Source organism: Pseudomonas sp. 15C (assembly GCF_055484735.1).
This window is the reverse complement of sequence record NZ_JBUDGD010000035.1, coordinates 20,579-33,263: the sequence shown is the minus strand read 5'-3', so window position 1 is coordinate 33,263 and position 12,685 is coordinate 20,579. Positions and strand designations below refer to the sequence as shown.

General features: G+C 59.2%; 14 protein-coding genes and 1 other RNA gene. 5 read left to right on the top strand and 10 right to left on the bottom strand.

What is annotated here, in order from left to right:
• Positions 1-34: 34 nt before the first annotated feature.
• Both rnpB and rsmI read right to left on the bottom strand, forming a co-directional pair.
• Positions 35-388, bottom strand: an RNA gene (gene rnpB, locus ACYYKW_RS17930) — RNase P RNA component class A.
• Positions 389-461: 73 nt separating this feature from the next.
• Positions 462-1,367, bottom strand: coding sequence for a 16S rRNA (cytidine(1402)-2'-O)-methyltransferase (gene rsmI, locus ACYYKW_RS17925; protein ID WP_095123192.1), 906 nt, complete (start codon positions 1,365-1,367; stop codon positions 462-464).
• Between the two features lie 177 nt (positions 1,368-1,544).
• Here rsmI and ACYYKW_RS17920 point away from each other — a divergent pair, with 177 nt between their 5' ends.
• From ACYYKW_RS17920 to ACYYKW_RS17905, 4 genes are all read left to right on the top strand, one after another.
• Positions 1,545-3,356, top strand: coding sequence for a penicillin-binding protein activator (locus ACYYKW_RS17920; protein ID WP_464990707.1), 1,812 nt, complete (start codon positions 1,545-1,547; stop codon positions 3,354-3,356).
• Positions 3,356-3,718: a YraN family protein gene (locus ACYYKW_RS17915; RefSeq protein WP_090286138.1), complete on the top strand. Its 363-nt coding sequence runs from the start codon at positions 3,356-3,358 to the stop codon at positions 3,716-3,718. The genes ACYYKW_RS17920 and ACYYKW_RS17915 overlap by 1 nt, the downstream gene beginning before the upstream one ends.
• Before the next feature lie 104 nt (positions 3,719-3,822).
• Positions 3,823-4,416, top strand: a complete 594-nt coding sequence (locus ACYYKW_RS17910) for a phosphoheptose isomerase (RefSeq protein WP_008082788.1) — start codon at positions 3,823-3,825, stop codon at positions 4,414-4,416.
• Positions 4,413-4,991: a BON domain-containing protein gene (locus tag ACYYKW_RS17905; protein ID WP_090286140.1), complete on the top strand. Its 579-nt coding sequence runs from the start codon at positions 4,413-4,415 to the stop codon at positions 4,989-4,991. The genes ACYYKW_RS17910 and ACYYKW_RS17905 overlap by 4 nt, the downstream gene beginning before the upstream one ends.
• 51 nt (positions 4,992-5,042) lie before the next feature.
• Here the strand turns inward: ACYYKW_RS17905 and ACYYKW_RS17900 are convergent, their stop codons facing one another.
• From ACYYKW_RS17900 to rplM, 7 genes are all read right to left on the bottom strand, one after another.
• The gene (locus ACYYKW_RS17900; protein ID WP_090286142.1) at positions 5,043-5,456 is read right to left on the bottom strand and encodes a ClpXP protease specificity-enhancing factor; all 414 of its coding nucleotides are present in this window, start codon (positions 5,454-5,456) and stop codon (positions 5,043-5,045) included.
• Positions 5,457-5,472: 16 nt separating this feature from the next.
• A complete protein-coding gene (locus ACYYKW_RS17895) occupies positions 5,473-6,090 on the bottom strand; it encodes a glutathione S-transferase N-terminal domain-containing protein (protein WP_090286143.1) in 618 nt (205 codons plus the stop codon).
• Positions 6,091-6,236: 146 nt separating this feature from the next.
• The gene (locus ACYYKW_RS17890) at positions 6,237-7,019 is read right to left on the bottom strand and encodes a cytochrome c1 (RefSeq protein ID WP_093098468.1); all 783 of its coding nucleotides are present in this window, start codon (positions 7,017-7,019) and stop codon (positions 6,237-6,239) included.
• Positions 7,019-8,230, bottom strand: a complete 1,212-nt coding sequence (locus ACYYKW_RS17885) for a cytochrome b (RefSeq protein ID WP_042608381.1) — start codon at positions 8,228-8,230, stop codon at positions 7,019-7,021. Before ACYYKW_RS17885 ends, ACYYKW_RS17890 begins: the two co-directional genes overlap by 1 nt.
• Entirely contained in the window at positions 8,230-8,823 is a 594-nt protein-coding gene (gene petA / locus ACYYKW_RS17880; protein ID WP_007917031.1) for a ubiquinol-cytochrome c reductase iron-sulfur subunit, read from the bottom strand. The genes ACYYKW_RS17885 and petA overlap by 1 nt, the downstream gene beginning before the upstream one ends.
• Before the next feature lie 275 nt (positions 8,824-9,098).
• Positions 9,099-9,491 carry a 30S ribosomal protein S9 gene (gene rpsI, locus ACYYKW_RS17875; RefSeq protein ID WP_003228056.1) on the bottom strand — a complete coding sequence of 131 codons (393 nt, stop codon included), beginning with the start codon at positions 9,489-9,491 and terminating at the stop codon, positions 9,099-9,101.
• 14 nt (positions 9,492-9,505) lie between these two features.
• Entirely contained in the window at positions 9,506-9,934 is a 429-nt protein-coding gene (gene rplM / locus ACYYKW_RS17870; protein ID WP_007917032.1) for a 50S ribosomal protein L13, read from the bottom strand.
• A 244-nt stretch (positions 9,935-10,178) separates the two neighbouring features.
• Here rplM and ACYYKW_RS17865 point away from each other — a divergent pair, with 244 nt between their 5' ends.
• Entirely contained in the window at positions 10,179-11,219 is a 1,041-nt protein-coding gene (locus tag ACYYKW_RS17865; RefSeq protein WP_464990706.1) for an NADP(H)-dependent aldo-keto reductase, read from the top strand.
• 105 nt (positions 11,220-11,324) lie between these two features.
• Here ACYYKW_RS17865 and ACYYKW_RS17860 read toward each other — a convergent pair whose 3' ends face one another.
• Entirely contained in the window at positions 11,325-12,461 is a 1,137-nt protein-coding gene (locus ACYYKW_RS17860) for an acyl-CoA dehydrogenase family protein (RefSeq protein ID WP_464990705.1), read from the bottom strand.
• Between the last annotated feature and the right edge of the window lie 224 nt (positions 12,462-12,685).

Sequence of the window (12,685 nt, the reverse complement as noted above, 5' to 3'; positions counted from 1 at the left end):
CCTGTTGCCATCGATTCAAGCAGGGAAAGAAAAGGTGGAGAGTCGATCTGTAAGCCGGGTTCTGTCTTGAACAGTCATTCGTCTACGATGGCCATCACTGGACATCTTTAGCAACCTACCCGGTCCCAGCGCGGGCCACGCCTTGGGACCCTATTTGGTCTTGCTCCAAGTGGGGTTTACCTAGCCACGAACTGTTGCCAGACGTGCGGTGCGCTCTTACCGCACCTTTTCACCCTTACCGGCGCTTGCGCGCTTAGGCGGTTATTTTCTGTGGCACTTTCCGTAGGCTCACGCCTCCCAGGCATTACCTGGCACTTCGCCCTATGGAGCCCGGACTTTCCTCCCCCCCCTAATTCTCATAGAGGGCAGCGACTGTCCGATCGACTCTCCGCCGCGAAGGTTAACGGCAGAGCGGCGGAAGAACAAGCGCTAAAACCCGCAAGACCGCTATGGGCGACGGCTTACACGCCCTTCTGCTTATCCAGCGCAACCTGATAAAGCACGTTTTTGCGCTCTCCGGTGATCTGTGCGGCAAGCGCAGCGGCGCGTTTGAGCGGCATTTCCTCAAGCAGCAGATCGAGGATGCGCATCGCCTCGCTGCTGACCGCGTCTTCGGATTCCGGCGCGGTCCAGCCCGCCACCAGCACCACGCATTCACCTCGCTGCTGATTGCTGTCCGATTCGACGAATGCGCGCAGCTCGGCCAGCGGCAAGCCCTTGAGTGTTTCGAAGGTCTTGGTGATCTCCCGGGCCAGCAAGGCCTGACGCTCGCCGCCGAACACTTCTTCCATGTCCTGCAGACACTCAAGAATGCGATGCGGGGCTTCGTAGAAGATCAAAGTGCGCGGCTCTTCCTTGACGGCTTCGAGACGAGCCTTGCGCCCCACCGACTTGGCCGGCAGAAAGCCTTCGAAGATAAACCGGTCGGACGGCAGACCGGCCGCCGACAGCGCCGCGATCAATGCACAGGCGCCTGGCACCGGCACCACATTAATGCCCGCCGCTCGCGCCTGACGCACCAGGTGGTAACCCGGATCGGAGATCAGCGGCGTGCCGGCATCGGAGATCAGCGCCACGTTATCACCGGCCAGCAGACGGGTGATAAAGCGGCTACCTTCATCCCGTTCGTTGTGTTCGTGACAGGCCGCCAGTGGCGTACCGATCCCGAAGTGCTGCATCAGCCGCGCCGAGTGCCGAGTGTCTTCGGCGGCAATCAGCGCCACTTCGCGGAGGATTTTCAGGGCCCGGGCGCTGATGTCGTCCAGGTTGCCGATGGGCGTCGCCACCACATAAAGCGAGCCAGCAGCGGAATTCAGGGAACCTGGAGCAGTCAAAGCGCACACCTCGTGATCGGTAAAAGCGGCCATTGTAGCGCGTCACGAGGCTTGCGACGTGCTCGCGCCGAGCGCGGTTTTTCGCACAGTTGCGGGCCGCCGCAACATTTACTCCTGCTAAATTGCCCGTTTCACGCCAGTAACATCGCGCCCCGGCCAGTGCTTGGGTACAATTCCACGCTAATTTGATCGAGTATCAGGAACACTTACATGATCGCTTGCCTGCGGCTGTTCACTGCCCTCTGCCTCGCTGCCTTGTTGGCGGCTTGCGCCAGCTCCCCTTCCTCCAGCCTTGGCGAACTTCCACGGACTCCGGATGCCAGCATCGAGCAACTGCTCGAACAGGCGACCCAGGCTAAAACCCCGGAAAAAGCCGCTCTGTTGCGCTTGAGCGCCGCCGACCTTGCCTATCGCCAGGGCAATGCCGGCCAGTCCGCGCAAATCCTGCAACAAGTGCCGGTCGAGCAACTCAAGCCTGGCCAGCAGATTTTCGCCAACACCCTCTCTGCCGAACTGGCCATGACCCGCAACCAGCCGAAAGCTGCGCTGACTGCCCTGAGCCATCCAAGCCTGCAGAAACTTGGCGAAATGCCGGAAGAGCAGCAAGTACGCACCGGCACTGTTCACGCCCGCGCTCTTGAAGCCGATGGCCAGACCCTGGCCGCCGCACGTGAACGAGTGTTCATCGCGCCGATGCTCGAAGGTGAAGCCGCGAGCAAGAACCACGAAGCGATCTGGACCCTGATCGGCTCGCTGCCGGCCGACCAACTGCAAGCCAACAGCACCGACGACCTCGGCGGCTGGATGGCTTTGGCCCTGGCGGTAAAAACCGCTGGCACGCTGGAACAGCAGCAGGCGGCGATCGACAATTGGCGCACACAGAACCCCAAGCACCCGGCCGCCATCAACCTGCCGCTGCCGCTGACCAAACTCAAGGAGCTGGCCAGCCAGCCTCTGAGCAAGATCGCCCTGCTGTTGCCGCAGGATGGCCAACTGGCCGCGGTCGGCAAAGCCTTGCGTGAAGGCTTCATGGCGGCGCACTACCAGGCACAACAAGCCGGGCAAAAACCGCCAGCCATCGAGTTCTACGACAGCTCCAAGCTGACCTCGATGGACGAGTTCTACCGCAAGGCCCAGGCTGACGGCGTGCAACTGGTGGTCGGCCCGCTGGAAAAACCGCTGGTCAAGCAACTGAGCACCCGCCCGCAACTGCCGATCACGACCCTTGCGCTGAACTACAGCGAAGGCGATCAGGGTCCTGCGCAACTGTTCCAGTTCGGTCTGGCTGCCGAAGACGAAGCCCGCGAAGTGTCGCGCCGCGCCCGTGCCGATGGCCTGCACCGCGCCGCAATCATGGTGCCGAAAGGCGAATGGGGCGACCGCGTATTGCGTGCGTTCAGCCAGGACTGGCAGGCCAACGGCGGCAGCATCGTCGCCACCGAGCGTGTTGATCAGCCGGTGCAACTGGCCCAGCAGATCGCCGACATGTTCCAGCTGCGCCAGAGTGAAGCCCGCGCCAAGAGCCTGCAGAATGCGGCCGGCACCAACGTCGCCGCGCAGCCTTCGCGTCGCCAGGACATCGAATTCATCTTCCTCGCCGCCACGCCACAGCAGGCGCAGCAGATCAAGCCGACCCTGAACTTCCAGTACGCCGGTGACGTTCCGGTCTACGCGACCTCGCACGTGTACAGCGCCAGCGGTGACATCAACCAGTACAACGACATGAACGGCATTCGCTTCTGCGAAACCCCATGGTTGCTGGACACCAGCGATCCGCTGCGTCAGCAAGTGGTTGCCCAGTGGCCGCAAGCCGCCGGCAGCCTCGGCCGTCTGTACGCAATGGGCGTGGACGCCTATCGCCTGGCACCGCGTCTGGGCCAGCTCAAAGCCCTGCCGGACAGCCGCATCGACGGTGAATCGGGCAGCCTCGGCATGACCCAGACCCAACGCGTCGTCCGTCAGTTGCCTTGGGCACAATTCGTCAGCGGCCAGGTGCAGCGCCTGCCGGACACCCCACGCTGATGCCCGACAGGTCACGCTCGCAAAGCGGCAAGGATGCCGAGCGCCAGGCGCTCGAACATCTGCAAAATCAAGGTCTGCGCCTGCTGGCGCAGAACTGGCTCTGCAAACGCGGCGAGCTTGATCTGGTCATGCTTGATGGCGATACAGTAGTATTCGTCGAAGTTCGTTATAGAAAGAACACTCAATGGGGTGGCGCGCTTGCCAGCATCGATGCGCGCAAGCAGCAGAAACTGATTTTTGCCGCGCAGTATTTTCTTCAGCGTGAATCGCGCTGGGCCAATTCCCCCTGCCGCTTCGACGTGGTGGCAATCGACAGCCACCCGGATCAGCTGAACTGGTTGCAGAATGCTTTCGACAGTTGATCGCCGGCGTTGCGACCCGGACAATTCCACCGCCACATTTTGCTCTTTGCTTTGCGGGCTGCACATTCATGTGCCGGACAGCCGCGCTACTTAAGGTCACACAGATGGACATGCAATCCCGAATTCGCCAGCTCTTCCAGGCCAGTATCGACACCAAGCAACAGGCGATGGACGTACTTGCACCGCACATCGAGCAAGCCAGCCAGATCATGGTCAACGCCCTGCTCAACGAGGGCAAGATGCTCTCGTGCGGCAACGGCGGCTCCGCCGGTGACGCGCAGCACTTTTCCTCGGAGCTGCTCAACCGTTTCGAGCGCGAGCGCCCGAGCCTGCCGGCGATCGCGCTGACCACCGACACCTCGACGATCACCTCGATTGCCAACGACTACAGCTACAACGAAGTGTTCTCCAAGCAGATCCGCGCACTGGGCCAGCCCGGCGACGTGCTGCTGGCGATTTCGACCAGCGGTAACTCGGCGAACATTATTCAAGCGATCCAGGCCGCACATGATCGCGAAATGATTGTCGTAGCTTTGACCGGACGCGATGGCGGCGGCATGGCGTCGCTGCTGTTGCCCGAGGACGTCGAGATTCGCGTACCGGCCAATGTCACTGCACGTATTCAAGAAGTCCACTTGCTGGCGATCCATTGCCTCTGCGATCTGATCGACAGCCAACTGTTCGGGAGTGAAGAATGACCCCTAATCGCCTTGGCCTTCTGGCCTTGACTCTGTGCCTCGGCATCAGCGGCTGCACCTCGGTGGTGAATGCCAGCCGTGAAGCACCGATCGAAGACGACCGTGGCACGCGCACCTTCGGCAGCAAGATCGACGACTCGTTGATCGAAACCAAGGTCGGCGTGAACATAGCCAAAGCCGACCCGGCGCTGGACAACGATTCGCACATCGTCGTCACCAGTTTCAACGGCGTGGTACTGCTCGCCGGCCAGACCCCGCGCGAAGACCTCAAGGCCAAGGCCGAACAGGCTGCCGCCAATGTGCAACGGGTCAAGAAAGTCCACAACGAGCTGCAAGTGCTGCAGCCTTCGTCCCTGCTGGCTCGACAGAATGACGCGTGGCTGACCACCAAGATCAAAACGCAGATGCTCACCGACGCCAGCATTCCCGGCTCGCGCATCAAAGTCATTACCGAGAACGGCATCGTCTACCTGCTGGGCCTGCTGACCAAACAGGAAGCCACTCAGGCGACCAATCTGGTTCAGGGTGTTTCCGGCGTGCAGAAAATCGTGAAGCTGTTCGAGTACATCGACTGACCACCGAGCGGCAGACACAAAAAAGGCGATCCATCCGGATCGCCTTTTTTATTACTTTACCACTTTCAGGCTTGGCCGGCCGCTGGGGCGCGGTGGCTCGCTGTCCGGTGGCGGCTGGTCGTCATCCTGCTCGATATCGTCGTCGTCATCCAGCGGCGACTCGAGATCGAACACCATGCCCTGACCGTTCTCCCGGGCATAGATGCCCAGAATCGCGCTGATCGGCACGTACAGGCTGTGCGGCACACCACCGAAGCGACCTTCGAACGTCACCACGTCGTTGTCCATGTGCAGATGGCGCACGGCGCTTGGCGAGATGTTCAGCACGATCTGCCCGTCGCTGGCGAAACCCTGCGGCACCTGCACCGCCGGGTATTCGGCGTTGACCAGCATGTGCGGGGTGCAATCGTTATCCACAATCCACTCGTAGAGCGCGCGGACCAGATAAGGTCGACTGGAGTTCATAGCGGCTCCTTAAGCCTTAGCGCATGTCGCGTTCGACACCAGACAGACTCGCCTGGAAAGCCTCACGCGCAAACTGGCGCTCCATATAATCAAGCAGCGGCTTGGCCGGCCGCGGCAGTTCAATACCCAGAATCGGCAAACGCCAGAGTATGGGTAATAGGCAGCAATCGACCAGACTTTGTTCCTCACTGAGGAAGAACGGCTTGTCCGCAAACAGCGGCGACACGCCCGTCAGGCTTTCGCGCAACTCCTTGCGCGCCACCACCCGCGCGGCTTCCTTGGCCTTGGGATCAAGAATCAGATCCACCAGACCGCACCAGTCACGCTGAATGCGATGAATCAGCAGACGGCTGTTGGCACGCGCCACCGGATAAACCGGCATCAACGGCGGGTGCGGGTAACGCTCGTCCAGATACTCCATGACCACGGTCGACTCCCACAACGCCAGGTCGCGATCGACCAGCGTAGGCAGGCTGCCGTAAGGGTTCACCTCAATCAGTTTAGGCGGCTGGCGGCCGGCTTCCACGTAAATGATTTCAGCGCTGACACCCTTCTCTGCAAGCACGATGCGCACTCGGTGGGAATAGTGGTCGGCGGGGTCGGAGTAACAGGCCAACCGATTGGTCACGCCCATGGCGATCCTCCTCGCTTGTTGAATTTTTCGGAACCGGAAAAACGCGCGCGCCCAGAGGGCACCTCCCGCAGGGTCTGACCGAGCAGACCCTGCTTTATCGGAGGCGCCCTTGGGCGCGCGCGATTAACAGCAATGCTTGAAGCGTATCAGTGCACGTCTTTCCAGTATTCACGCTTGAGCAGGTAGGCGAACACAAAGAAGAACGCCAGGTACAGCAAGACATAAGTACCAATGCGCTGATGTTGCAGCTTAACCGGGTTAGCCGAGTAAGCCAGGAAGGTTACCAGATTCTTGACCTTCTCATCGAACTGCTCTTCGTTCAGAGCACCGGATTTGGGCACGATGGTCAGTTGATCGCAGGCTTCATGGGTCAAAGCCGTGCCGGTCAGCGGATCATATTGCTTCTTGCCGTCTTCGACGATCTGCACCTGCTTGCAACCTACGACCTGGCGACCTTGCAGACCGACGAGCACGTTAGGCATGCCGACGTTCGGGAAGACCTTGTTGTTCACGCCCCATGGGCGCGCCGGATCTTCGTAAAACGACTTCAGGTATCCGTACAGCCAGTCAGTGCCGCGCACGCGGGCCACCAGGGTCAAGTCCGGCGGCGCTGCACCGAACCAGGTTTTGGCGTCAGCCGGCTGCATACCGATGTTCATGTGGTCGCCAATCTTGGCGCCGGTGAACACCAGTTTCTCCAGCATCAACTCGTGGGGAATACCGAGGTCATCGGCGACCCGCTCGTAACGCTGGAATTTGGCGCTGTGGCAGCCCATGCAATAGTTGGCAAAGGTCCGTGCGCCATCCTGCAAAGCCGCCTTGTCGGAAACATCGATATCGACTTTTTCCAGTTCCGGACCATGGCCCTCGGCTGCAAAAGTCAGGGAAGGCAGCGCAGCAAAAATCAGAGCAAGCAATAACTTTTTCATCAGCCAGTCACCCTTTCCGGTACCGGTTTGGTCTTCTCGAGCCGGGTGTAGAACGGCATCAGAATGAAGTAGGCGAAGTACAGGAAGGTGCAGACCTGCGACAGCAACGTGCGGCCCGGCGTCGGCGCAAGCACACCGAGAATGCCGAGAATCACGAACGAAATGCAGAACACCACCAGCCAGATCTTGCTCAGCCAGCCTTTGTAGCGCATCGATTTGACCGGACTGCGGTCCAGCCACGGCAGCACGAACAGCACTGCAATCGCCGCCCCCATGGCGATAACGCCGAGGAGTTTATCCGGCACCGCGCGCAAGATCGCGTAGAACGGCGTGAAGTACCAGACCGGTGCAATATGCTCAGGCGTCTTGAATGGGTTGGCCGGTTCGAAGTTTGGCTTTTCAAGGAAGTAGCCACCCATTTCCGGGAAGAAGAACACAATGAAGCAGAAGATAAACAGGAACACCACGACACCGACAATGTCCTTCACCGTGTAGTACGGGTGGAAGGCAATGCCGTCCAGCGGGATGCCGTTTTCGTCTTTATGCTTCTTGATATCGACGCCATCAGGGTTGTTCGAACCGACTTCGTGCAGCGCCAGAATGTGCAACACCACCAGACCGAGAATCACGATCGGCAGCGCCACGACGTGCAGTGCGAAGAAGCGGTTCAAGGTGATGCCGGAGATCAGGTAGTCACCACGAATCCACTGGGTCAGGTCGTCGCCGATCAGCGGAATCGCGCCGAACAGCGAGATGATCACCTGCGCGCCCCAGTACGACATCTGGCCCCACGGCAGCAAATAACCCATGAACGCTTCGGCCATCAGCGCCAGGTAGATCAGCATGCCGAACACCCAGACCAGCTCGCGCGGTTTCTGGTACGAACCGTAGAGCAGGCCACGGAACATGTGCAGGTACACCACGATGAAGAACGCCGAAGCGCCGGTCGAGTGCAACAAACGCAGGATCGAGCCGTACTCGACGTCACGCATGATGTATTCGACGGAAGCAAACGCCTCTTCTGCCGACGGCGTGTAGCTCATGGTCAGCCAGACGCCTGTGACAATCTGATTGACCAGCACCAACAGCGCCAGAGAGCCGAAGAAATAGAAGAAGTTGAAGTTTTTCGGAGCGTAATACTTGCTGAGATGGTCTTCCCACATCTTGGTTGCAGGAAAGCGCGCATCAACCCAATCCATGAACTTGCTCATCACGCTTTCTCCGTATCGACGCCAATGACAATCAGGTCATCGGTCTCATAGGAATGCGGGGGAACTGGCAGGTTCAAAGGCGCAGGTTGCGACTTGTAGACGCGGCCAGCCAGATCGTAGTGGGAACCGTGGCAAGGGCAGAAATAACCGCCTACCCAGTCTTTGCCCAAATCCGCAGGTGCCACTTCGGGACGGAAAGTCGGTGAGCAACCCAGGTGCGTGCAAATCCCGATCAGCAGCAGAATTTCCGGCTTGATCGAGCGCACTTCAGGGTCGACATAGGTAGGTTGCGTAGAGTTTTTCGAGGTCGGATCGGAGAGTTGGCCCTCGATCTTTTTCAGATTCCCCAGGATTTCCTCGGTACGGCGGACAATGAACACCGGCTGGCCGCGCCATTCAGCAATCATTTGCTGGCCTGGCTCGATTTTGCTGACATTCACTTTCACCGGTGCGCCGGCGGCTTTCGCCTTGGCGCTGGGAAACCATGACCCTACGAACGGGACCGCAGCCCCCACCGCTCCTGCAGCACCGACCACGGATGTGGCTGCCACCAGGAAGCGACGCCGGCCTGCATTCACGCCGTCATTGCTCATTCAGTCCTCTCCCATCAGCTTTTTTGGCCTGTTAAATCAGGCGTCTACTAAATAAACCGCGTGCTACTTATAAAAATTTTGCCGAATGGTAATGAAAAGCCCCAATTCTGACAAGGGAATTACCCGGAGCTCTCCACCCCTAAGCCTTGCAGTATAGGGGGTCTGCGAATGAGGCAAGTTGTCACAGCGCAATTCTTTCTGGAAAAAATGCACGCATAAAAAAACGCCCGATTCCGTGAGGAATCGGGCGTTCTTTTTTGAACGTGGAAGCGGTATTAACGCTTCGAGTACTGCGGACGCTTACGCGCTTTACGCAGACCCACTTTCTTACGTTCAACTTCACGGGCGTCGCGGGTAACGAAGCCAGCTTTGCGCAGAGCGCTACGCAGGGTTTCATCGTAGTCCATCAGAGCGCGAGTGATGCCGTGGCGGATTGCGCCAGCCTGACCACTTACACCACCACCGATCACGGTGACGTAGATGTCGAACTTCTCGACAGTCTCGGTCAGCTCCAGCGGCTGACGAACTACCATGCGGGCAGTTTCGCGGCCGAAGAAGTTATCCAGCGAACGGTTGTTGATGGAGATGTTACCAGTACCCGGACGCAGGAAAACGCGTGCGGTTGCGGTCTTGCGACGGCCAGTGCCGTAATTTTGAGTCGCCGACATAATGTACTATTCCGTTAAAACTTCAGTTCTTGGGGCTGCTGAGCAGTATGTGGGTGAGCAGCGCCCGCATAGACTTTCAGCTTACGGTACATGTCGCGACCCAGTGGGTTTTTAGGCAGCATGCCTTTAACCGCGGTCTCGATCACGCGCTCAGGGGCCTTGGCGATCAGCTTTTCAAAGTTGATCGACTTGATGCCGCCCGGGAAACCGGAGTGGGAGTAGTACATTTTGTCAGTGGTTTTAGCGCCGGTAACACGGATCTGCTCGGCGTTGATGACGACGATGTAGTCGCCGGTGTCAACGTGAGGAGTGTACTCAGGCTTGTGCTTGCCACGCAGACGGCTCGCGATTTCGGTGGCCAGACGACCCAGGGTCTGACCAGCAGCGTCGACGACAAACCAGTCGCGCTTTACTGTTTCCGGTTTAGCAGTAAAAGTTTTCATTCTTTATAGCCTCAGGGGCCGCCTGTAAATAAGACGGCGGATCTTACTGAATAGTGCGTACTTTGACAAGTCAAAGGCAGCCGGATACAGACGCTTTCGGGGGCTCGGGTCGGCGCGTCCGTTCAACGGCAAGATTCTTCGGCGGCGGCGCATCACTTCCACTGCAGAAAGAGGTCGGCAATTATGCAGATTGCGAAAAATATTTCAACCTGCTTTTATGATTGTTTTGCCCAAGGAGCACCCGATGGACTATCGCCAGCTAGGCCGTACCGACCTGAACGTGAGTGCAATCTGCCTCGGCACCATGACCTGGGGCGAGCAGAACACTGAAGCTGAAGCCTTCGCCCAGATCGAACGCGCCAAAGAGGCCGGGATCAATTTCCTCGACACCGCCGAGATGTACCCGGTGCCGCCGAAAGCCGAAACCTACGCCACTACCGAGTGCTACATCGGCAATTACTTCAAGAGTCGCGGCGACCGCGCCGACTGGATCCTCGCCAGCAAGATTGCCGGCCCGGGCAACACCATCGACTACATTCGCGACAAGAACCTGCGCCACAACCGCCAGCACATCACTGAAGCGCTGGATGGCAGCCTCAAGCGCCTGCAGACCGACTACATCGATCTGTATCAACTGCACTGGCCGGAACGCAGCACCAACTTTTTCGGACAGCTGGGCTACAAACACAAGACCGAAGCCAACCTGACGCCGCTGGAAGACACCCTCGAAGCCCTCGATGAGCAAGTGAAAGCCGGCAAGATCCGCCACATCGGCCTGTCCAACGAGACGCCGTGGGGCACCATGCGCTTTCTGGCCTTGGCCGAAGCCCGTGGCTGGCCGCGTGCGGTGTCGATCCAGAACCCGTACAACCTGCTCAACCGCAGTTTTGAAGTCGGCCTGGCGGAAATCGCCATCCGCGAACAATGCGGGCTGCTCGCCTATTCGCCGCTGGCGTTCGGCTTCCTCTCCGGCAAGTACGAGGGCGGCGCGCGCCCGGCGAAAGGTCGCCTGAGCCTCTACAGCCGCTTCAGCCGCTATTTCAACCCGCAGTCAGAGGCAGCGTGCAGCCGTTACGTTGCCCTGGCCCGTGAGCACGGCCTGGATCCGGCGCAGATGGCCCTGGCGTTCGTCAATCAGCAAACGTTCGTCACCAGCAACATCATTGGCGCGACAACGCTCGAGCAACTGGACAGCAACATTGCCAGTTTCGATCTGAAACTTTCCGATGAAGTGCTGGCCGGGATTGAGGCGATTCACAAGGATCATCCGAATCCGGCGCCATAACTGATCGGCAAAAGCTTCGCGAGCAGGCTCAGTCCTACAGGGGAATGCGTTCCAGAATGCAGGAGTGAGCCTGCTCGCGATAGCGGCCCGTCAGTCGCGCGAGGGTCAGAGCGACCGCGCAATGATCTCCTTCATGATTTCATTGGTCCCGGCATAGATCCGCTGCACCCGCGCATCCGCCCACGCCCGGGCCACCGGGTATTCCCACATGAAGCCGTAGCCGCCGTGCAACTGCACGCATTCATCGAGCACCTTGCACTGCAAGTCGGTGCCCCAGTATTTGGCCATCGCCGCCGTCGGCACGTCGAGTTTGCCCTGCAGGTGCAGTTCCAGACAGCGGTCAACGAACACCCGGCCGATCTGGATTTCCGTGGCCATCTCGGCCAGTTTGAAGCGGGTGTTCTGGAAATCGGCAATCGACTTGCCGAACGCCTTGCGATCGCGGGTGTAGTCGAGCGTCCACCGCAACGCCGCTTCGGCCGAGGCGAGGCCTCCAATCGCCACGGTCAGGCGCTCCTGTGGCAATTCCTGCATCAGATAAGCGAACCCTGCCCCGGCCTGCCCCAGCAGATTTTCCTTCGGCACGCGTACGTCCTGGAAGAACAACTCCGACGTGTCCTGCGCCTTCATGCCAACCTTCTCCAGACGCTTGCCCTTCTCGAAGCCCGGGGTGTTCGCCTCCACCAGAAACAGACTGGTGCCCTTGGCGCCGGCCTTCGGATCGGTCTTGGCGACCACGATCACCAGGTCGGCAAGAAAGCCGTTGGTGATGAAGGTTTTCGAGCCGTTGATCACGTACTCGTCGCCGTCCAGCACCGCCGTGGTTTTCACCCCTTGCAGATCGGAGCCTGCACCCGGCTCGGTCATGGCGATCGCCGTAACCATCTCGCCAGAAACCAGTTTCGGCAGGTATTTGTGCTTCAGCGCTTCACTGCCGTAATGCAGGATGTACGGCGCGACGATGTCCGAATGCAGGGAAAACCCGATCCCGGTCAAACCCAGCCTGCCAACCTCTTCGATGACTACCGCGCTGTAGAGAAAATCCGCGCCCAGCCCGCCGTATTCCTCCGGCAGATGCGAGCACAACATCCCCGCCTCGCCCGCCTTGTTCCATAGCTGGCGGTCGATGTGGCCTTGTTTTTCCCATTGCGCGTGGAACGGCACCGCTTCTTTTTCGAGGAAGGTTCGTACGCTGTCGCGGAACAATTCGTGCTCTGCGCTGAACAAGGTTCTGGGGATCATGCGGCACCTGTCTTTCTTGTTGGAGGGATACGTCCTTCAGAGACTATGCGCCGCCAGCGTCACGGGACACTGGACACATCCGACAAAAAATAAGACGATCCAGCCGTCTGGTGACCACTTTCCCTTATAAAAACAAAACAAAAGTTGAATTATGTCCAAGCACGTCTCCACGCCTTTGCGGCGCGTCAGCATCCTGGCAATCGACCGGGTTTTCGCTTCCACCC

Excerpts from the sequence above, each read along its gene's own strand:
- rsmI (WP_095123192.1), bottom strand. The coding sequence starts at position 1,367 with ATGGCCGCTTTTACCGATCACGAGGTGTGCGCTTTGACTGCTCCAGGT.
- ACYYKW_RS17920 (WP_464990707.1), top strand. The coding sequence starts at position 1,545 with ATGATCGCTTGCCTGCGGCTGTTCACTGCCCTCTGCCTCGCTGCCTTG.
- ACYYKW_RS17915 (WP_090286138.1), top strand. The coding sequence starts at position 3,356 with ATGCCCGACAGGTCACGCTCGCAAAGCGGCAAGGATGCCGAGCGCCAG.
- ACYYKW_RS17910 (WP_008082788.1), top strand. The coding sequence starts at position 3,823 with ATGGACATGCAATCCCGAATTCGCCAGCTCTTCCAGGCCAGTATCGAC.
- ACYYKW_RS17905 (WP_090286140.1), top strand. The coding sequence starts at position 4,413 with ATGACCCCTAATCGCCTTGGCCTTCTGGCCTTGACTCTGTGCCTCGGC.
- ACYYKW_RS17900 (WP_090286142.1), bottom strand. The coding sequence starts at position 5,456 with ATGAACTCCAGTCGACCTTATCTGGTCCGCGCGCTCTACGAGTGGATT.
- ACYYKW_RS17895 (WP_090286143.1), bottom strand. The coding sequence starts at position 6,090 with ATGGGCGTGACCAATCGGTTGGCCTGTTACTCCGACCCCGCCGACCAC.
- ACYYKW_RS17890 (WP_093098468.1), bottom strand. The coding sequence starts at position 7,019 with ATGAAAAAGTTATTGCTTGCTCTGATTTTTGCTGCGCTGCCTTCCCTG.
- ACYYKW_RS17885 (WP_042608381.1), bottom strand. The coding sequence starts at position 8,230 with ATGAGCAAGTTCATGGATTGGGTTGATGCGCGCTTTCCTGCAACCAAG.
- petA (WP_007917031.1), bottom strand. The coding sequence starts at position 8,823 with ATGAGCAATGACGGCGTGAATGCAGGCCGGCGTCGCTTCCTGGTGGCA.
- rpsI (WP_003228056.1), bottom strand. The coding sequence starts at position 9,491 with ATGTCGGCGACTCAAAATTACGGCACTGGCCGTCGCAAGACCGCAACC.
- rplM (WP_007917032.1), bottom strand. The coding sequence starts at position 9,934 with ATGAAAACTTTTACTGCTAAACCGGAAACAGTAAAGCGCGACTGGTTT.
- ACYYKW_RS17865 (WP_464990706.1), top strand. The coding sequence starts at position 10,179 with ATGGACTATCGCCAGCTAGGCCGTACCGACCTGAACGTGAGTGCAATC.
- ACYYKW_RS17860 (WP_464990705.1), bottom strand. The coding sequence starts at position 12,461 with ATGATCCCCAGAACCTTGTTCAGCGCAGAGCACGAATTGTTCCGCGAC.